The organism is Thiomicrospira cyclica ALM1 (assembly GCF_000214825.1).
Lineage (GTDB): Bacteria > Pseudomonadota > Gammaproteobacteria > Thiomicrospirales > Thiomicrospiraceae > Thiomicrospira > Thiomicrospira cyclica.
Genome location: NC_015581.1, coordinates 651467 through 671487 on the forward strand (window position 1 = coordinate 651467; position 20021 = coordinate 671487).

Sequence of the window (20021 nt, forward strand, 5' to 3'; positions counted from 1 at the left end):
ATGGGGTTTATTATGCCTTAAGTAGCAGATAACTTGCTAATCAAGGAACTTATGCCGCAAAATAAGTAACAAACTTAGCAGTAATATAACTCGGAGTAATAAACAAATGGCTATCTGGATGGCTGATATTGGTTTAACCCACCCGCTGGCTTTAGCCGTCGGTTATTTAGTGATTGCGATGGTGGTCGCATGGCTTATTAATCTTGTTATAACGCTAGGTCCAAAACGCTGGGCAATTAAGCAGCAACGCGAGATTTTAGCCTATGCGTTAATCCATATTCGCCTACCAATTATGGTGTCGGTGGTGTTTATCGCCATCAGTATGATTATGAATCTGCAGTTTGATTTTAATGAGGAGCTGTTGCTTTACGCGAATCGTATCTTAACCAGCATTAATATTATGATCTGGGGCCAATTTATTTATCGCTCATCGCAATTTGGTTTGAAGCTACAAAGTACCCGACAGCAGGAAGGCTCGTTTATTCGCCCTCAAACCTTACCTGTGCTGGATAACCTGTCTGCGGTGTTAATTGTTTTAGTCGCGGTCTATTTGTTGTTTTTAACCTGGAACATCAATATGACGGCCTGGCTTGCCTCGGCGGGGGTGATAGGTATCGCGGTCGGTTTTGCAGCGCGTGATACCTTGGCCAATATCTTGTCCGGTCTGTTTATTATGGCGGATTCGCCCTTTAAAATTGGCGATTATATTGTGGTCGATGGCACCGACCGAGGTAAGGTGACGCAAATCGGCTTGCGCTCTACCCGAATTTTAACCCGCGACGATGTGGAAATTAACATTCCTAACTCGGTATTGGCCAATGGCAAGGTGGTGAACCAATCGTCCGGGCGTTTTGTCAGTATGCGAATGTCCGCGAATGTCGGCGTGTCTTATGACAGTGATATTGATCGGGTTCGCCAAATTCTATTAGAGGTCGCGCAAGCAGATCCCCAGGTATTACAAGACCCGGTGCCCGCTGTTCGGTTTATGGGCTTTGGCGCCTCCAGTTTGGACTTTTCGTTGCGAGTATGGATTGCCGATCCAGAAATTCGCTCACGGGTTTTAGACAGCTTGAATACGCAAATATTCAAGCGGTTTCAGCAAGCCGGCATTGAAATTCCCTACAGTAAGCATGACCTCTACATTAAGTCCCTACCACCAGGCCTGCAAGATGATATCAGTGCGCAAGAAACGAAGGGGAAGCAATGAGTTGTCATGCCGGTTTGCGCTCTTTTAGATTAACTGAGGCAGAATTAGCGGCATTGCCGGTATTAGGGATTGCCGGCAATTTTGCAGAACATTTGAGCCAAGCCGGTGAGGCCAGTGATTTTGTCAATATTGCCACGGAATCGGAGAACGCGCCGAAAGGTTTGTTTCCGATTTACTTGCCAGGTTTTAGCAATTTTTTAGGTGTCTATCCGCTGTCGCATCATGTCGTTGCGGCGGATTTTACTCAGCAACCACGGTTACAAATTGAGCCAGAATTGGCGGTGCTCTTTGCGGTAACTTACGATGAACATGGCTGGGTTGAGAGCTTAACGCCACAAGCTTTTACCGCCTTCAATGACTGCTCCAATCGTATCAATGCGCCCAAAATTAGCCTTAAAAAGAACTGGGGAAGTGCCTCGACCGGTATTAGCCAAGATTGGTTTGAGCTGGATGAGCTCAGTGAACAGGGCTGTTTGCAAGACTATGTGATTGCTTGTTCATTAGTGCGAGCAGGCCTGGTAACCGCCTATGGTCAAACCACGCCCGTGAAGCATTACAGCTATTGGAATCAGGCGTTGCTGGATTGGTTGATAAACCAACTGAAAAGTCAGCGGGATCAAGGACCGCTTGAAGATATGCGCGCTATTTTGGCGCAGTTGGCGCAACCCAAACAACTCATTATCAGCCTGGGCGCCACCCGTTATACCGCTTTTGGTGAGGCGTGTTATTTGCAACCGGGTGATCAGTTACATATTGGTATTTTACCGCTGTCGCTAGCCGAACAGGGGCAATGGATGAGCGCGAACGCCCGTGAAACCTTGCTAGAGCAGGGTGGCATTTGTCTGATGCAACAGGTTCGCCAACTGGATAGTAACAAAGACTGACAAAAAATTATCAAGATTAACAATTTGTTAATGTAAGTTGTTAATAAAATTAAGTTATGGGGTCGTCTAGCTTGCATAACTGGTAGACGCATTGATAAACCAAGCAATGGTCGCTTTCAGTGCCAATGATGGTTATAATTCAGCCTTATTTCTTTTCTAGGAGTCAACTGTGATTCGTACTCGATTTGCCCCAAGCCCAACTGGGTTTTTACACATTGGCGGTGTGCGTACTGCCTTATTCTCATGGTTATATGCGCGCAAAATGGGCGGCGAGTTTATTCTACGAATCGAAGATACGGATTTAGAGCGTTCCACGCAAGAATCGGTCAATGCGATCCTGGAAGGTATGGCTTGGTTAGGTTTGGATTACGACCAAGGGCCATTTTTTCAGACCCATCATTTTGACCGGTACAAAGTCGTTATTGCCCAATTAATCGCGCAGGGTAATGCTTACTATTGCTATGCCACGCCAGAAGAACTCGATGCCATGCGTGAGCAGCAGCGTCAAAATGGTGAAAAGCCGCGCTATGATGGTCGTTACCGAAATTTTACCGGCACGCCACCGGAAGGTATCAAGCCGGTGGTGCGCTTTAAAAACCCGTTAGACGGCGAAGTAGTCATTGAGGACATGGTAAAAGGGCAGGTTACGGTTAAAAATTCCGAAATTGATGATCTTATTATTGCCCGTTCGGATGGCACACCCACCTACAACTTAACCGTCGTGGTTGACGACTGGGACATGGGTATCACCCACGTTATCCGCGGTGATGACCATCTCAACAACACCCCACGCCAGATTAATATTTTAAAAGCCCTCGGTGCGCCGATACCAAAATATGCCCATATCCCAATGGTATTAGGTCCAGACGGTGCGCGTTTGTCGAAGCGTCATGGCGCGGTGAGTGTGCTTCAATACAAAGAAGAAGGCTATTTACCAGAAGCCTTGCTTAATTATTTGATTCGCTTGGGATGGTCGCATGGCGATCAAGAAATCTTCTCGGTTGATCAAATGGTTGAAAATTTTGACTTAGATGCGGTTAACGCCGCGCCCTCCACCTTCAATGAAGAAAAATGCCTATGGGTAAGCCAACAACATATTCAGGAAGCGCCAGCTGGCCATTTATCAAGGCATCTATCGCATTTTATGGCGGAGCGAGGCTGTGATTTATCGCAAGGTCCGACCTTAGAACACGTCGCTGATTTGTTAAGAGAACGCGCACGTAATTTGGTTGAAATGGCGGAAAGTGCGCTTTATTTTTACCAAGATTTCACCGAGTTTGATGCCGATGCCGCCAAGAAGCATTTGCGTCCTGTTGCAGCGGAGCCTTTGGCGAAACTGCTACAAAAATTTAGCGACCTGAAAACCTGGGATAGCGCCAGTATTCATCATGCGATTCAGGATACTGCGACCGAGTTGGAACTGGGTATGGGCAAGGTTGGCATGCCATTGCGTGTGGCGATTACAGGTGGTGGCCAGTCGCCGTCTATTGATGCCACCGCAGCATTGATCGGTCAGCATCGTTGTATCGTACGCTTGCAAATGGCGTTAGATTTTATCGCCGCACGAGCTGCAAAGAGCGAATAACGAGTAACAAGTAACAACTAATCTAACCAGCTTCGAGGGCATAGTATGGATCAGCACGAGCAGGCAATCTGGGTAGAAAAATATACTGAAATGCTCGATCCGGCGCGTAAGTCGACGCGCCCGCCCCACATGGCCTACCAGCGTGACCGAGCGCGGGTCATTCATTCTGCCTCGTTTCGGCGCTTACAATCGAAAACACAAATTTTTGGGCTTAATGAATCGGATTTTTTTCGCACTCGCTTAACCCATTCGATGGAAGTGGCGCAAATTGGTTCCGGTATTGTCGAGCATCTAGCCTTGCGTGATGATGCCGACAATTACCAGGCCTGGTTACCTTCACCTTATCTAATTGAAGCCATTTGTTTAGCCCACGATTTAGGACATCCGCCTTTTGGTCATGGCGGTGAAGTAGCGCTCAATTATATGATGCGCCATCACGGTGGCTTTGAAGGCAATGCTCAAACCTTACGCATCTTGGCACATTTGGGCGAATATACGCCGCAAAACGGTCTGGATCTAACCCGTCGTGCGACTTTGGGTGTGATGAAATATCCGGCGATTTATGAAGACCTGGCCGAACAAGATCAGGATTACCAGGCCTGCTTAAACCTAGCACCGGTGACCGATTTTAAAACCTGGAATATGAAACCCTGGCATCCACCAAAATGCTTGTATCAAGAAGAGGCGGCGGTGTTTGAGTGGGTGTTGGCGCCGTTTAATGACCAGGATCGCACGCTCTTTTTAGGCTTAAAACAGCCGCCCATACCAGGGCTAGGACAACGCGTGCGCACCCAATTTAAGGCTTTTGATACCACGATTATGGAGCTGGCCGATGACATTGCCTATGGTATCCATGATTTAGAAGATGCGGTGGCGATGAAAATGGTTAGCCGTGAGCTGTGGCAAGCCGAAGTCATGCAGCATCCGCATTTTAAAACGCACCGTCTTTGGGATGACACCATGACCGATCGGTTGTTTAGTGGTAGTTCCAAACAACGCAAACATGCGGTGTCTAAAATGGTCGGTTTGATGGTGGAAGAAATTTGTGTAGTGGAACAGGAGCAGTTCAGTCATCCCTTGTTGCGTTACCAGGCCTGCTTACCGGAAGCACAAGCGCAAGTGCTGGAGTTATTAAAGCAATTCGTATTCAAAAATGTGATTACCATTCCGGAAGTGAAGGGTATGGAATATAAAGGGCAGTTGATTGTAATGACCCTATTTGAAGCGCTTGAGGCGAATGCCGATCGGTTGTTGCCAGCAAATACCCTGGCTAAATTCAATCAAGCTGCCACCGAACGCGCGCAAAAACGGGTTATATGTGATTATATTGCCGGTATGACCAACAACTATGCCTCAAAACTTTACGAAAAGTTCTTTCTACCCAAACAAGGGTCTGTTTTCGATCGTATTTAGCGTATAATAATCAGTCACTCGCGGGGCTGTACTTGGTTTCGACGGGGAGATTGAAGTTTGAGAGGCATGTCGTGCCTGAATGATGCACGTAAATCTTAATTCACATTGTTATAGTTGCAAACGACGATAACTACGCTCTAGCGGCTTAAGCCCGCTGGTGCGGCCCGGGGTAGTTGTTCGTGGCACCCGACGCCGTATCATCTCACACGGAATCGCAAGTATCGCGTGTTTGGGTAGGTGCTTGTTAAAACTGACAAACTCGTCAAACGCGTTCCCTGCTAGTCGGGCAGCGTTCTGATTAAATTAGTAGACTAAATAAACATGTAGATTCTCCGATGGATGCTTTCCGGACGGCGGTTCGAATCCGCCCAGCTCCACCAAACACCCTAAGCCCGCAACTGCGGGTTTTTTTATAGCTACAGAATAAGTTTCAAAATCGAATATCAAAATCAAAAGTGAGCAGCATGAAAATCTGGGTTGATGCCGACGCCTGTCCGGCAGTCATTAAAGAAATCATATTTAAAGCGGCCAAGCGCACCGAAACCTCGGTGACCTTAGTGGCGAATCATACGATGGCGATTCCGGGTAGTCCGTTTATTCGTCTAATTCAGGTGCCAAAAGGTTTTGATGTTGCCGATAATCATATTGTGCAGGCGTTATCGGCGGGTGATTTGGTGATTACTGCGGATATTCCGCTGGCTGCCGAAGTGATTGCGAAGGGTGGCTTAGCCTTAAATCCTCGCGGCGAACTCTATACCGAAAGCAATATTAAAGCCCGTTTAACGATGCGCGATTTTATGGAAAATCTGCGCTCCAGTGGTATCCAAACCGGTGGCCCCGCCACTTTCAGCCAAGCCGACCGGCAAGCTTTCGCCAATCAACTCGATCGCTGGCTGCAACAACAATCAGCTCAAACAATCCGCTAACCCGCTGTGGCGTTGAATTGGGTTGCTAACACATTGTGCTAACAGCTCTTGATTGGCAACGACTGTAACCTGCGTTTTGGCACGGGTAATCGCGGTGTATAGCAATTCTTTGGTGATCAGCGATTCGGTTTTGCTGTTTAATTCATTGCCCAATACGATCATCACGTGTGCGAATTCAGAGCCTTGGCTTTTGTGAATGGTCATTGCAAACGCGGTTTGATGGCTTGGTAACCGACTCGGCACAAACGCTCGCAAGCTTTCACCGAGTATAAAATATACTTTGAGTTGACCGCTGTTGGGATTCTCAATATCCGGCAAACACAGACCGATGTCACCATTATATAAGCCGGTGGCGGGGTCGTTTTTCTCAATCATGATGGCTCGTCCAGTATACCAATGCGGCAAAATCGTATCCGGTTGACTGAGCTGGTTAAACGTATGTAACCCAAAATCACCTTCTCGCGTGGCAGTAAGGATTTTAAATTGGTTAAAGGTCTCAAACAGCGCACGAATAGCATCTTCACTGTCAACTTTCGCCGCCTGTTCAAAGTACGCTCGATAGTGGTGTTGAATAAAACCTTTTAAGTCGCGGGCGTGCTTAACCGATTTAAAATTTATCGCGGTCGTATCATCGGTTTTGTTTGCGTCTTGGCATAACGCCAATACCTGCTCAACCTGTTGTTGATTCACAGCTTGCGCCAGCTGTTTAATTTGTTCATTAAACCGATAAGTGGTTTGCAGTTCGACGCGATTATTTTGTAACGCACGATAACAATCGGCCAATACCGAGCCCGATTCCACTGAGGCGAGTTGGTCTTTGTCTCCAAGCAAAATCAGTTTCGCATCGGGTTTTAACGCCTTCACTAGTTTGCTCATCAGCGCCAAATCAATCATCGAAGCTTCGTCGACCACAATCACATCGTGACTGAGCGGGTTGTCGGCATGGTGTTTAAATACAGGGGTTAGCGGTCGGGCGCCGAGCAATCGATGTAAGGTGGTAACCTCTTGTGGCACGTGATTGAGCAAATCCGCGTCAAACAGATTCACCAGGCCTGCTTTGCTGTTAGTAATCGATTCTTGCAAACGCATTGCGGCTTTGCCGGTTGGGGCGGCGAGGGCAAAGGTGGCGTAGGGGTTTTGTTGAATCAGCAGCGCTAAGATTTTAACCACGGTAGTGGTTTTGCCAGTCCCCGGACCGCCGGTAATCAACGCCAGTTGTTTGGTCAGGGCCAATTCGGCGGCCTGTTGTTGATGCGGGTCGTCAAAATAGCGCGACAGTTCAGGCGCATTCGCAAGCGGGACATCTATATTGGCACGCTGTTTCAGGGCTTGCGCCAATTCGGTTTCGTATTGATGGTAACGAGCAAAATACAGTAAATCGCCATCTAATACCCAAGCGTCATTCGGATTATTTTTGATAATCGCTTGCTGTTCACTATTAAGCTGGATGCAACTATGGCCTTCACTCTGAGCGCGTGACAACGTTTTAATGATCTTCGCCAACGCCGGATTATCCGGGGCAAAAAACGCCGCTAAGCGGTGGTCTAAAAAGGAGTTAGTCACATCGCTTTCAGCTGACAAGGTCGCAGAATCAGTTGCGTTTTGGGTTTGGATAGTCATGTTAAGCGGCTCCTTGTTGGTTGGCTGTCACGGAGTTTAAGCAGCTTGCTAGCCGTTCAATATCGGCCAGGTTCGGGCGATAGTGATAGATACCCGTATCGGCATTTTTGCCATTCATGCCGCGCACAAACCCATACACTACGCCGGCAAAATGCTGTTCATAGTCATAGTTAGGTAGACGATGACTCAGGTATTGATGCAACGCGAGGCTATACAGCATAAATTGCAAACCGTAGCTGTGATGCTGCATTTCTTCAAACAGTCGATCGGGTGTGTAATCCGCTGAGTTGGAACCGAGGTAATTGGTTTTGTAATCGAGCAGATAGTAACGACCGTTATGCTCAAAAACCAGGTCAATAAAGCCGTTCAAATAGCCGACCAGTTGTTGCGGTTTGAGCGCTAAAAACGGCACATCTTTCGGCATCGCATCGTTAAGCTGCTGAGTTGAGCTGGATGCGAGTCGATAATAAAACGCCATCTCTTTAAGCACTTTATTGGGTGAAAGTTGCGCTAGGGTTACATCAGTGTCTTCGCTAGAAAGCGGCGTGGTGACGATGCGACGCATTAAATCATCCAGCGCTTGTTCTTGGGTTGCGTTTAGCTTTAAGCCGTATTTTTGGCATAGGCGTTGGCGTAGTTCGGCATCAACGCCGATAGCCGTATTCGCTAAATCGACAAACGGCTGTTGCTCTAATAAATCATGCACCACATTACCAAAATGGGCGCCACGGGCAATATCACGGTTCGGATCAAAACGATGGTCGGTTTGTTCGTTATCGCTCTGAACGAGCAGGCTTAACTCTTGTGCTTTATCGGTTGGGGCTTCATTTGCGGGTTCAAGTTCTGCCGATACTTGAGCGCCAAGACTGGCCAAGCTGTGTCCGGCCTTGACCAAACCGGAAAAACTGAATAGCCGATAGCGCGTGTCGATGGTTTTGCGTTGCAGTGAGCAGGCCTGGTAATCACGAGCAACAACCTGAGGTTGATAGATTATAGCTTCGGTCGACAGCGAGAGTTCGCGCTGGATAAATAGGTTGTTCGCTTGGCTTGTTTTATTATCCGCTTCCGAGCTAGCTTGATTGACCATTTGTCCCTGTTGTTGTAAATATCCCAGCGGAGAAATATCAAAACCACTAAGCTGATCGCCTGTCACTACGGTGTTGCGAATTTTGGCGCGGGTTAGCGCTACATAGGCTAAACGCAGGTTTTCGGCTTGCTGTTCTTGATAGGCTTTGTCATAGTTTTTTTCATAATCGTCCGAACCCAAATCTAACAGCCAAGTGCCATTCTCATAAACTCGCACGGGATCTGTCGGCTTGTTGGCTTTCGCTTTCCCTTGCCATAAATCCGGACAAAATACATAGTCGTATTCCAAGCCTTTTGAGGCATGAATAGTCACAATTTGTAATGCCTCATCATCCCGATCAAGCCGCACAATGTGCGCATCATCAGTATCTGGATTAGACAGCTGCTGCGCTACAAATTCCAGTGTTTTAGCCGGCGTTAAATGATGTTGATGAATGTCACTTTGAATCGACTCCGCCAATTGTTGAATATTGGCAATGCGCCGTTCGGCATCACTAAACTCCGTTAAGTGTTCAAACACCGCTTTTTGTTCTAGCAACGTATACAGGGCGGCGATAAACGAGGTTTTATGCCAGCGTTGATTAAGGCTTTGCATCAACTCAAACCAGTGTTCCAGTTCGTCACTGTTTAAAATGTGGTGCACCTGGTCACTGTTTAACCCAAACCAATCGAGCCCTAAGAGTGGCTTGATTAGGCGGCTGTTATTCGGTTCCAATATCGCCGCGATCACCCGATAGAGTTGTTCGGCTTGCGGGGTGCTGTAAATCGACTCTCGGCTCTTAATCACCGCCGGTATGCCCAGTTGGGCTAGCGCTTGACGATAAGATTCAGCACGGAAATTTGAGCGCACTAAAATCGCAATTTGTTTAGGCAATACGCTTTGGTGTTGTAACAACTCACTGATCTCGGCGAGCAGATTTTGTTGAATGATCGGTTCAGATGCTTTGTTAGGCCAGGGTTTACCATCCTCGCTAGCGGGCATGGTTAACCAATGCCATGCCGGTTGTTGTGCCAACTGCGGGTCCGCCGTCACTCCAGCTTTAACCGGCTGGAAATTCAACGCGTCAAATTGAAACGGGTTTTCAACATCAAACACTTGGTTTACCGCGGCCACTAAATTGGGTTGCGAGCGCCAATTGGTATCCAAGGTGTAATGGCTTTGACAATCGGCTGCGGCCGCAAAATAGGCGTGAATGTCGGCGCCACGGAATTTATAGATCGCTTGTTTGGGGTCACCAATTAAAAACAAATAATGGCTAGCGTAATTAAACAGCTTCGAAAAAATGCCCCATTGCCATTGGTCGGTGTCTTGAAACTCATCAATCAGCGCGGCTTGATAACCGCCTTGCACTTGCGCAATCAGATTTGCAGCATTCGGCTGTTGCAACGCGTGATATAAGCGCTGTATTAAATCATTAAAACTCATCAGGTTTTGCGCTTGTAATTTAAGCAGCAAATTAAGTTGCACATGCATGGAAAATCCCGATTGCAGAGTAATTGCTAGGGTTTTATATAGCCGTGATTGATTATTTAAATTTGTGTCACCAGGATGGATTTTTGCAACAAACGCCTCAGCGGCCGTCTTGCCCGTTTTGTTAAAGGCTTTGCCTTGCTCCAAATACGCAAGTAAGGCGATCGGATCATCCGTGAAATTATCCAGGAGCTCTTGTAGCTTGTTTTGACTGCGCGCGTTAATCCATTTTTGTGCCTGTGCCTCAGCGATAAAGTCGTCTATTTGGGGGCGTGATTGCGCAATCCAATTCTGCCAGACCTGCTGATGCGCAAGCAGTTCCGTCATTAAATTATCAAGATTTGGGACCTCCGGCGTAATCACCAGGCCTGGTTGTTTAACCGCTTCTAAGAGCTTATGTAAATCCTTAGGTGAGGGTAGAACAGATAAAATCATTTCAACATCGGATTCTGCTCGGTTGTAGACGGTCTGACGCCAAAAATCAGCAACCAACTCGTCATAAATCGTTTTCATATCGGTGGTGAGACTTTGTCCGAACACCTGTTCGCTTTCCAGCGGGTATTCGGTGAGCACTTTTTGGCAAAAGCCGTGAATGGTCGAGATACTGGCTTGGTCGATACTGGCGAGTGCCTGCACCAAGCGAGCTTGCGCGTCAGCTTTCGGCACGATGTTATCTAGCTGGGCTAACCAGTTATTAAGCAACTCATCATTACCTACTTCGCCATTTAGCGCATTCTTGGCATCCACCAAACGCTGGCGCACCCGTTCACGTAATTCTTGGGTGGCGGCATCGGTGAAGGTCACGATCAAAATTTGCTCAATCGGCAGGGCTTTTTCAACCACCAGCCGCAACACCAAAAATGCAATCGAAAAGGTTTTGCCGGTGCCGGCGCTGGCTTCAATTAAACAAGACTCTGGCTTGAGATCGTGGGTCATCACTTCAAAAGCAGGGTAGTGGTTAGAATGAGTCATTATGTGTCTCCTCTGCTGTGTTGGATGCGTTTAAAGCCTGCCAAATCGGCTGGATGAGTTTTTCGGTGAGCTCTAAAAATTCATCGCTATACAGCTCATTCACCGACATGCCTTGATACAGTAGCGCCATTTCAGGCTTGGGCGGATGGGTGGTTTTAGTTACCCAATCTTTTCGCCCAGCCACTTTTTCGTTGATTTGGTTGCGAGCCTCCTCCTCCGCCTTTTCCGGTTTTTTAGCGCTCACATAGGCCCAAGCCGCCTCAATAATCAATGGCGAAGGTTGGCTTAAACCGTTTTTATAGAGCGCACTCCATGCGTTTAACTGGGCGAGGCGATCGGATTCAGCAAGTGGCGTAAATTGATGTGCTACTGGGTTCTTGTTTTCTAAACCAATCAACCAAGTCGGTAAATCGCTCGTCAAATGCCACAACCAGGCCTGCACATAGTCTTTGGGTTTAAGCTGTGCGTAACGGAAATATACTTGACCTTTTGCATGGTGTTTTAGCCAACCCTGGAGTTGTTCCTTAGCAAGATCAAGGCTCAACCAGTAAGCCGGTTGTTCTTCACCAATTTGGTTTAAGGTGTTTTGAACTAGTTCAGCAATGGGCGCTAAATCAGTCAGTTGCTGTTTAAGTTTGATTTGTCCAAAGGTGCCCGATAACCATTCGCCACTTTGATGCAGGCGACTAGTGAGCTGGTCTAGTTGGGCATCACCTGTAAGTTTCGCTTTTAGCAAACGTTGATTGAGGTTATAGTTTTCTAGTGCATCCAGCGCAAAGGGTTCGCTGGCGGTTTGTTGTTGTTCAATTTCGTCATAACGAATGCCGATGACCGTCTGCATAAAATACATTTGTGGGTCGCGTGCAAAACGGATTAATTCATCAATCAGCAGGCCTGGTTGTTGGGTTTCGGCGGATTGTTGTGCGTTAATAACGTCTTGCCACCAACGCGGTGCACGCTGAAAACGTTGACTTTGCGCAAAGGCTTGCGCAATGCGCGATGCCTCGGTTTTGTAGGTGCGCAACCCATTAGACAGTGTACCAACGGGAGCAAAATAGGCTTGAGAAAAACCGTGCAAGGGATGTTTAATCGGGCTAATATCGAGCGTATCCAATAACTCACTAACCACCACAGAGGGTGCCAAGTCGGCATTCGTTTTAATCGATTGACCGATGTAACTAATATAAAGCCGATGGCGTGCCGATAAGAGCGCATCCAGAAACTGATAACGGTCATCACGTCGGGCCGAACGGTCGCCTTGACGGAATTGACCGGCTAGACCCATTAAATCGAAACTCGGATGGCGGTCGATCTTCGGAAAGTCGCCATCGTTAAGCCCCAAAATCGCAATCACTTTAAACGGGATTGAGCGCATTGGCAGCATCGAGCAGAAGGTCAATTGGCCGGCTAAGAAACCTTGTGAGGTTTTGTGTTCGCCAGCGGCTAGATCCAGCCAACGCACAATCACGCTTAATGGGTAACTGGCATCGCTTGGCATCTCCGCGAGTTTTTGTATCATTTCCCGCAGTGGCGTCAGCTGGTTATAAGCGTTGTCTTGCAAGGTTTTGTCGATGAGATTGAGCAAGAGTTTTGACCAGGCCTGCACGGTTAAGGGTTTTGCACAGCGTTCGGCATAGTCAAATAACACCTCGCGCACAAACGCATCTAAGCCCCCCAGGGCTTGGGCGGCAGAGCCCTCGATTTCAATGCCGGTGCCTTGTTTCACATAGCCCCACATCATTTGTGCTAAACCGGCGTGCCAGGTGTTTTGTTCTAAAGCGGGCAGTTGCAGTTGGGCACGATGTTCGGCATTACGGCCCCAGCGAATGTGCGTATCGGCCACCCAGCGCCGAATAGAGCTAAGGCTACTGGCATCTAAATCAAAACAAGGATAGACCGATTCGCGTTCTAAAATGTCCAGCACACTGTGCCATTCAAACCGACTTGAGAGCAGGTTGAGTAGATTAATCAGCGTGTCGAGCAATTCATTGGAGGAGCGCAAACTACGGTCGGCAATGGCATAACGAAATGGCAGCTGTGAGGTCGCGGTATCTGTGGTCGCGGTATTGTTATCAAAAACCGCGGAAATAAAAGGTTCGTACACCGAAATATCCGGCGCCATCACCAAAATATCCCGCAATTCCAGGCTCGGGTCTTCATCAAGTTGCTTTAGAAGGGCATCCTTTAGCACCTCCAGCTCACGCATGGGACTGTGACAACTGACCAGCTGAATCGAGTCGTCTGTAACCGGGATCTTGCCATTTAATTGGCCGTTCAATAAACTGTTTTGCAATGAGGTTAAGGCGGTAGGTGCGGTGGCTGGCGAGCTTTCATCACCAAAAGCTTCAAAGCTATCAAATTCCCAATCGAGTTCACCGCGTTCTAAAATCATCTGTTGGAACTCACGGCCTTGCTGTCCGAGTAACGACAACAACGGGTGATTAATCTCGCCAATCTGCGCTAGTTGCTCGGGCTGAAGCCGCTCAATACGCATTTGCTTGCCAGAACGAATATCACCCCAATAGTGTTCGCAAGGTTGCATTAAATAGAGATGCACCTGGGTATGACGAGCCAGGGCATGCAGAAAATCCAATAACAACGGCGGCATGGTGGTTAAACCGAACACCGAAATGCGTTCGGGTAGCGCAAAGGCCGCCGTATCACCTGCAGGCGCTTGTTTTAGGCGCTCAATCACCTGTAACCAGGCCTTGCCACGATGGGGTTGGTCGGTATCGGCGATTAAATCCAACCACAAACGGCGCTGCCAAATTTCCGTAGGGTGGGTGGTGGCGGTTTGATTTTTTTGCCAGCTGGCCAGCAAATCTGGTCGCATCAATTGGTATTGGTCAAAGACTTGGGCGAGTTGTTGGGCTAATCCAAAGCGTTTTATCGCCAGTTGATCACCTTGTAAATACGACTGCAACGGCTGTAAATCGGCATGGCTTAAATCCTGTAAGCGGGCATCGAGGCGCCAGATTAATTGTTCGCGCTCAAAAAACTGGCTGTCTAAATTCGAGTCAATCGCTTGTGCAATTTGATTATAAAACTTGCCCGGAAACAAAAAGTCCACATTGGCACACACGCCAAACGCATCGGCAATCCGTTGCGACAACCAACGTTCCATACCCTGCGACTGAATCAAAAACACCTCACGCGCAAACGGAGTTGACAAGGGTTGCAGTTCAAACACCTTGTTGAGGTGGGCTAGCAGGTTTTCCGTTTTATTTGAGGTGTGTAATGTGAACATAATGGGCCTTTGGGTCTTAACAATACGGCAGGACTTATCCCTAAAAAGTCTATTTTATAGTCTTGATATTATTTAGCTAGATGCTAGCAAGATTGTGGCGACAGGAGGTGTCGTGTTGCATGGGATTACGACGGCCAGCAGCCGCCGTGATGTTGCGAGAAGTTAAGACGCTTGTGCCACCACTAGGGTGTTTTCAAGCAGGGTAGCAATGGTCATGGGCCCTACACCACCGGGTACCGGTGTGATCCAACTAGCGCGTGCTTTTGCAGACTCAAACTCAACATCACCACATAACCTGCCGTTGTCCAAGCGGTTAATGCCCACATCAATCACAATGGCGCCGGGTTTAATCCAGTCACCCTTAACCATGTTGGGAATGCCAACGCCTACTACCACCAGATCCGCCTCAGCAATTTTTGCTGGTAAATCCTTCGTCGCACTGTGGCAAATCGTCACGGTCGCACGGGCATTCAATAACTCGAGTGCCATCGGTACGCCCACAATGTTCGATGCCCCAACAACCACGGCATTTAAGCCGCGCAATTCAATACCAGTCTTCGCTAACATGGTCATAACGCCATGTGGTGTGCACGGCGCGAGTTTGGGCATGCGGGTTGCTAAACGTCCTACGTTGTATGGGTGAAAGCCATCCACATCTTTCGCCGGGCTAATACGTTCAATCACGGTTTCGGGGTTAATGTGATCGGGAAGGGGGAGTTGTACTAGAATGCCATGCACTTCAGGGTTGGCATTAAGTTCATCAATCAACGCTAATAAATCAACCTGGGTTGTGGTCGCCGGCAGGTCATAAGCAAAGTCGGCAAAGCCCACTTCTTTACAGGCGTTTTTCTTATTGCGCACATACACTTGTGATGCTGGGTTTTCGCCGACTAGGATCACCGCCAGGCCTGGTGGCAGTTGATCCTGCTCAATACGTTCATCAACCTGTGCTTTAATGGCAGCACGTACCTCGGCCGCAATAGCCTTACCATCTAAAATGTTTGCAGACATTGTCCGAAAAACTCCTTCAAATTAACCTGCTGATAATCATAACCGAAATATTACAAAATGAATGTAAAAAAAGCATTAGGGCTAGTTGACAGCATTCGGAGTGCTCTATACAATACGCGCATCTTTTGACGGATACAAACGGGTTAGAAACCTAAGTCATTGGACGTTATCGGAGTGTGGCGCAGCCTGGCTAGCGCATCTGCTTTGGGTGCAGAGGGTCGGGGGTTCGAATCCCTCCACTCCGACCATATTTCGTTTGTTAAAGCTACTTTAATAAACAACCCAGGTTCGAATGAGCGCCCATAGCTCAACTGGATAGAGCATCGCCCTTCTAAGGCGAGGGTTGCAGGTTCGAGTCCTGCTGGGCGTACCATTTAAACGCCTTACATTATGGTGACCGTAGCTCAGTTGGTAGAGCCCAGGATTGTGATTCCTGTTGTCGCGGGTTCGATCCCCGTCGGCCACCCCATTTTCCCCCAGTCACACAAAACATCTCTTAACGACAAAATTTGTCGCAACAATCTTCCTGTATTTTGACAATAACACCCTTGGTGATTATGTTGAGTATATTTACGTTAAGATACTCATACCCTATGACAAATCTCACTAACCTAGGTCGTAAAGACCAAGACGGTCGCCAAGTCCGCATTGAACACCGTACCCGCTATACCCGTGCCAGTCGCACCGGTGGCGTATCCTTGCGCGCACAAACTAAAGCGGCAGGCCTTAATATTACTGGCAACACCAAGCACGGCTTACGTGTTTCTCGACGTGTGGCCAAAGGCACTCAAGTCGCGATGCAAAATGGACGGTTAGTCGTACGCGGGCGCTATGGCAAAGGTCCCAACAAGCTCAATTTGTCTAAAACCGGCGTAACGGTCTCCACCAAAAACAAGCTCGGTACTTTTAATTGGATCAAACCCAACCGCTCATCCGCTAAACTGTTTGGCGTACAAGTGCGGGGTAAAAAAGCCGCGCAATTGCAAATGGCGTATGGCGTTGCGATGTTGCTCTATCACACCATGCTGTTTGCGGCTAATCTGCTGATTTTAGTGGTGAACCTTGCCGTATATCTGCTCAAGGCGACCTGGACAGGTCTGGTGCAACTGAGCGGCTTTTTACAAAGCCTGCCCGCACGCTTAGAGCAACGCCAACGCCATCAGCAAAGTCGCCAACTAGAGCAACGCATTACCCAACTTGCCCCACAGATTCATGAACAGATAGGCCAGTGGTTGCCTGTGCAACAGCAAGCCGCACTGCTTTGGATTATTTTGGCCTGGGGGCGCGGTGAATCAGAATTGGCCGCCATAGCTGACAGCCTGCAAACGCTTAAAGCCGATGCCGACGCGGCAATTTTACATCCCGCCCTAACAGTCATTGATCAGGTGTACGAAGCTACTAATGCCATTACCCAAGACTTTGACCCCCAAAAACCACTGAAAGACGAACTGGCTTTAGCAGGCCTGCTAGCCCAACAGCTAAACGCACCTAGCAGTCAATTGGATTATGTTGAATGGCTGCTTACCCTAGACGAACAGCTTGTTGCTAACGGCATAACCCCCCTACAACAACGGCTACTTGATGTGGTGATGGATTTTGCAGACATCGGGTTAGTAGCCCCTAATACTTAATGAGTAAACCGCTTACGGCGAAAGTTTTAAGCTAACAGAATAGATTAGTGGCAAAACACCAAATAAAGCAGAGGTTAGCAAACTGTTATTGTCATTGACGCCAGTGTCATGAACAACACAACCGACTCAAAGATTTGGTGGCGCAAGGTGATTTGAAAGAAGGTTTGGCCTTGCTAGATCAGCAGGCCTGGTTGAATGAACATGATGTGCCGTTGGTTAAGTGTTGGCGGTAGCATTTGGGTATGCCCAAGCGGAATTGACATTGGCCTCCGGTGACCAACAACTCGCGATCGCACGAATTGAATCCAGTATCGATTACACCCCACGCAAAACCACACTTGAAAAGCTCGCCAAAGCCATGTGCATTACGCTCGATCAATTGTTGGTGGAATGAAAAGCAGCCGGATGTTCACTTATATCCGAAATTAGGTGTTTAAAATTGTCTAATTTAAGGTATTATTTAACCCCTAAAAAGATAAAATATAAACCAATTTACTAGATTGGTTTAAATAAAATTAATTATATGGATTATGGATACCGAAAAAATAACTAAAATAAACCATCTTATCGGCTCACAGCCTTTGGGTATTGTGTTGACCTCCGCATGGTTAAAAGAGCAAGGTTATAGCCTTGATCTTCAAAAGCAATATCGAAAAAGCAGGTGGCTTGATTCAATTAGCACTGGCGCAATGATTCGTCACGGCGATCAAGTCGATTATCTGGGTGGCGTGTTTGCCTTGCAAAACCAATTGGGGTTATCCGTTCACCCAGGTGCGAAAACCGCTTTAAATCTTCAAGGTAAGGCGCATTATCTTGAATTATCTAGCGCTAATGCACAGCTATTTGGCGCGAGAGAAGATAAGTTGCCACTTTGGTTTAAACGTCGCGATTGGGGTGTCAGTGTGGACTGTAAGTTGACTTCGTTCCTACCACCCAGCCTAGGTTTAGTTGATATGGAGTACAAGACGTTTAGTATTCGTGTTTCTAGCCCGGCTAGGGCAATCATGGAGTGTTTATATTTAACATCGGAAACAGAATCCTTAGTGGAAGCCTATCAGCTAATGGAAGGCTTGAATAACCTACGCCCAACGAGCGTTCAAACGCTTTTAGAAACCTGCTCATCTGTTAAGGTTAAGCGGTTGTTTTTGTTCATGGCGGAAAAAGCCGGACATGATTGGTTAAAGTATCTTCAGCTTGAAAAAATAGATTTGGGGTCGGGTAAGCGTTCGCTCGTCACCGATGGCGTTTATGTATCCAAGTATCAGATAACGATCCCTAAAGCCTTAGCTGGGGCGGTGTTGTGAATCAAATCTATCGAAAACAGGTTGCGCTTTTGTTAGATGTTTTGCCAGATGTGGCCAAAGAAACCTGTTTTGCGATGCACGGTGGAACGGCAATTAATTTGTTTGTACGAAATATGCCTCGTCTATCGATTGATATCGACTTAACTTTCCTTAAAATCGCTGGCCGAAATGAAACACTTGCAGGTATTAATGCCGCGTTACTACGAATAAAAGCGCGCATAGAAACGGTTCGCCCATCGGTGCGGATTGAGCATAAAGCTGAGGTTTGCAAACTTATTATTGAAGAGCGTGGCGTCATCATTAAAGTTGAAGTGAATATGATCAGCCGAGGGGTATTGGCTTCACCAAAAGCAATGATGCTTTGCGAAATGGCGCAGGAAGCATTTGATGTTTTTTGCGCGATGCGGATTGTGCCTATGGCTCAACTGTATGGAGGCAAACTCTGTGCGGCTCTTGACCGGCAGCATCCGCGAGATTTGTTTGATGTTAAACTGTTGTTTGAAAATGAAGGTTTTACAGAAGAAATAAAACAAGGGTTGATGTTTGGTCTTGTAAGCAGTAATAGACCGACACATGAGATGCTAAATCCGAACCTACAAGACCAGCGCACAGCCTTTGAACAGCAGTTTAAAGGGATGACCACGCACCCATTCAGTTACGAAGATTATGAAACAACTCGGTTTAAACTTATCGAGCTTATAAAAGCCGGTTTAAATGATCAGGATAAGGCGTTTTTACTGAGTGTGAACCGATTGGAGCCGGATTGGTCGATTTACGATTACAGACATTTTCCATCAGTTAAATGGAAATTACTCAACCTAGCCAAGTTTAAACAACTGAATCCTGTGAGTTACCAACAACAGTTGGGTGAACTTCAGGCTCTATTTACAGGCAACGTTTAATTGGATCGTGTAAGAAATGGCGCTGACGAAGCCATCCGCATTACGTTCGATCAATTGTTAGTGGAGTGAAAATAGGCTGTTAGCCACTTTTCAAGACATTAAGGTTTAAAATATGCCAGAAAAGCTAAAACCATTTAATCCGTTTGACTTCTTTGAAACGCAAGAAGAAATAAATGCTTATCTTCAAGAATGTTTTCGTGATGAAGATCCTAATGTATTCGTTAATGCACTGGGGCACTTAGCTAAACATCATGGAATAGCCGAGGTATCAAAGGCAACCGGTTTAAACCGAGAAAGTTTATACAAAACATTTAGCGGCAAAGTCCAACCCAAATGGGACACAATTGCCCGAGTAATGCGTGCGATTCATGTAGATATGATTGTTGAATTCGACACTGAACCCCGTTTTAAAACAATGGCGGCACAAGGCGATGTGAAAGAGGGCTTGGCTTTACTGGATAAGTTGGATGCGCATTTTAAAACTAATACTGAAACTAACTAAATTACGATTGGGCGGGTTTATGGATTTGCACCGTATCAGCAGGCTTGGTTGTATGAACATGATGTGCCGTTGGTCAAGTGTTGGCGCGAGCATTTGGGCATGACTCAAGCGGAATTAGCACAGGCTTCCGGTGTTCAACAATCGGCGATTGAGCGTATTGAGCCCAGCATTGATTACACCACGCAAAACCACGCTTGAAAACTCGCCAAAGTGTAAACATCCTCTAGTTAATGCCATGCATTTTTAGAGGTCTGTTCGTG

Annotated in this window: 15 protein-coding genes, 3 tRNA genes and 1 other RNA gene; 15 read left to right on the forward strand and 4 right to left on the reverse strand. The window is 47.3% G+C overall.

Going from position 1 to position 20021, the window contains the following annotated elements:
• Positions 1-106 precede the first annotated feature (106 nt).
• From THICY_RS02645 to THICY_RS02665, 6 genes are all read left to right on the forward strand, one after another.
• Entirely contained in the window at positions 107-1207 is a 1101-nt protein-coding gene (locus tag THICY_RS02645) for a mechanosensitive ion channel family protein (protein ID WP_013835074.1), read from the forward strand.
• Positions 1204-2091, forward strand: a complete 888-nt coding sequence (locus THICY_RS02650) for a DUF5718 family protein (protein WP_013835075.1) — start codon at positions 1204-1206, stop codon at positions 2089-2091. The genes THICY_RS02645 and THICY_RS02650 overlap by 4 nt, the downstream gene beginning before the upstream one ends.
• A 169-nt stretch (positions 2092-2260) precedes the next feature.
• Entirely contained in the window at positions 2261-3676 is a 1416-nt protein-coding gene (gene gltX / locus THICY_RS02655) for a glutamate--tRNA ligase (protein WP_013835076.1), read from the forward strand.
• 45 nt (positions 3677-3721) lie between these two features.
• Positions 3722-5089 carry an anti-phage deoxyguanosine triphosphatase gene (locus tag THICY_RS02660; RefSeq protein WP_013835077.1) on the forward strand — a complete coding sequence of 456 codons (1368 nt, stop codon included), beginning with the start codon at positions 3722-3724 and terminating at the stop codon, positions 5087-5089.
• A gap of 22 nt (positions 5090-5111) precedes the next feature.
• Positions 5112-5469, forward strand: a transfer-messenger RNA (tmRNA) gene (ssrA, locus tag THICY_RS08705).
• Between the two features lie 84 nt (positions 5470-5553).
• Positions 5554-6015: a YaiI/YqxD family protein gene (locus THICY_RS02665; protein ID WP_013835078.1), complete on the forward strand. Its 462-nt coding sequence runs from the start codon at positions 5554-5556 to the stop codon at positions 6013-6015.
• Here THICY_RS02665 and recD read toward each other — a convergent pair.
• The 4 genes from recD to folD form a co-directional block, all read right to left on the reverse strand.
• On the reverse strand, positions 5995-7635 hold the full coding sequence (gene recD, locus THICY_RS02670) for an exodeoxyribonuclease V subunit alpha (RefSeq protein ID WP_013835079.1): 1641 nt from the start codon (positions 7633-7635) through the stop codon (positions 5995-5997). The genes THICY_RS02665 and recD overlap by 21 nt on opposite strands.
• A gap of 1 nt (position 7636) precedes the next feature.
• A complete protein-coding gene (recB, locus tag THICY_RS02675; protein WP_013835080.1) occupies positions 7637-11164 on the reverse strand; it encodes an exodeoxyribonuclease V subunit beta in 3528 nt (1175 codons plus the stop codon).
• Positions 11151-14411 carry an exodeoxyribonuclease V subunit gamma gene (gene recC, locus THICY_RS02680; protein ID WP_013835081.1) on the reverse strand — a complete coding sequence of 1087 codons (3261 nt, stop codon included), beginning with the start codon at positions 14409-14411 and terminating at the stop codon, positions 11151-11153. Before recC ends, recB begins: the two co-directional genes overlap by 14 nt.
• Positions 14412-14573: 162 nt before the next feature.
• The gene (gene folD, locus THICY_RS02685) at positions 14574-15422 is read right to left on the reverse strand and encodes a bifunctional methylenetetrahydrofolate dehydrogenase/methenyltetrahydrofolate cyclohydrolase FolD (RefSeq protein ID WP_013835082.1); all 849 of its coding nucleotides are present in this window, start codon (positions 15420-15422) and stop codon (positions 14574-14576) included.
• A 170-nt stretch (positions 15423-15592) separates the two neighbouring features.
• Here folD and THICY_RS02690 point away from each other — a divergent pair.
• The 9 genes from THICY_RS02690 to THICY_RS08710 all read left to right on the forward strand — a co-directional run bounded on the left by THICY_RS02690 (position 15593) and on the right by THICY_RS08710 (position 19959).
• A tRNA-Pro gene (locus THICY_RS02690) sits at positions 15593-15670 on the forward strand.
• 48 nt (positions 15671-15718) lie between these two features.
• A tRNA-Arg gene (locus THICY_RS02695) sits at positions 15719-15795 on the forward strand.
• A 20-nt stretch (positions 15796-15815) separates the two neighbouring features.
• Positions 15816-15891, forward strand: a tRNA-His gene (locus THICY_RS02700).
• A 124-nt stretch (positions 15892-16015) separates the two neighbouring features.
• Positions 16016-17053: a hypothetical protein gene (locus tag THICY_RS02705; RefSeq protein WP_013835083.1), complete on the forward strand. Its 1038-nt coding sequence runs from the start codon at positions 16016-16018 to the stop codon at positions 17051-17053.
• Between the two features lie 223 nt (positions 17054-17276).
• Entirely contained in the window at positions 17277-17447 is a 171-nt protein-coding gene (locus tag THICY_RS08745) for a hypothetical protein (RefSeq protein WP_157862711.1), read from the forward strand.
• A 136-nt stretch (positions 17448-17583) separates the two neighbouring features.
• Positions 17584-18357, forward strand: coding sequence for a type IV toxin-antitoxin system AbiEi family antitoxin (locus THICY_RS02710; RefSeq protein ID WP_013835084.1), 774 nt, complete (start codon positions 17584-17586; stop codon positions 18355-18357).
• Positions 18354-19259, forward strand: a complete 906-nt coding sequence (locus tag THICY_RS02715) for a nucleotidyl transferase AbiEii/AbiGii toxin family protein (RefSeq protein WP_013835085.1) — start codon at positions 18354-18356, stop codon at positions 19257-19259. The genes THICY_RS02710 and THICY_RS02715 overlap by 4 nt, the downstream gene beginning before the upstream one ends.
• Before the next feature lie 112 nt (positions 19260-19371).
• Positions 19372-19761, forward strand: coding sequence for an addiction module antidote protein (locus THICY_RS02720; protein WP_013835086.1), 390 nt, complete (start codon positions 19372-19374; stop codon positions 19759-19761).
• Between the two features lie 48 nt (positions 19762-19809).
• Positions 19810-19959 (forward strand): helix-turn-helix transcriptional regulator, encoded by a 150-nt coding sequence (locus tag THICY_RS08710; RefSeq protein WP_083816658.1) that lies wholly within the window; start codon positions 19810-19812, stop codon positions 19957-19959.
• The last annotated feature ends 62 nt before the right edge of the window (positions 19960-20021 follow it).

Excerpts from the sequence above, each read along its gene's own strand:
- THICY_RS02645 (WP_013835074.1), top strand. The coding sequence starts at position 107 with ATGGCTATCTGGATGGCTGATATTGGTTTAACCCACCCGCTGGCTTTA.
- THICY_RS02650 (WP_013835075.1), top strand. The coding sequence starts at position 1,204 with ATGAGTTGTCATGCCGGTTTGCGCTCTTTTAGATTAACTGAGGCAGAA.
- THICY_RS02660 (WP_013835077.1), top strand. The coding sequence starts at position 3,722 with ATGGATCAGCACGAGCAGGCAATCTGGGTAGAAAAATATACTGAAATG.
- THICY_RS02665 (WP_013835078.1), top strand. The coding sequence starts at position 5,554 with ATGAAAATCTGGGTTGATGCCGACGCCTGTCCGGCAGTCATTAAAGAA.
- recD (WP_013835079.1), bottom strand. The coding sequence starts at position 7,635 with ATGACTATCCAAACCCAAAACGCAACTGATTCTGCGACCTTGTCAGCT.
- recB (WP_013835080.1), bottom strand. The coding sequence starts at position 11,164 with ATGACTCATTCTAACCACTACCCTGCTTTTGAAGTGATGACCCACGAT.
- recC (WP_013835081.1), bottom strand. The coding sequence starts at position 14,411 with ATGTTCACATTACACACCTCAAATAAAACGGAAAACCTGCTAGCCCAC.
- folD (WP_013835082.1), bottom strand. The coding sequence starts at position 15,422 with ATGTCTGCAAACATTTTAGATGGTAAGGCTATTGCGGCCGAGGTACGT.
- THICY_RS02705 (WP_013835083.1), top strand. The coding sequence starts at position 16,016 with ATGACAAATCTCACTAACCTAGGTCGTAAAGACCAAGACGGTCGCCAA.
- THICY_RS02710 (WP_013835084.1), top strand. The coding sequence starts at position 17,584 with ATGGATACCGAAAAAATAACTAAAATAAACCATCTTATCGGCTCACAG.
- THICY_RS02720 (WP_013835086.1), top strand. The coding sequence starts at position 19,372 with ATGCCAGAAAAGCTAAAACCATTTAATCCGTTTGACTTCTTTGAAACG.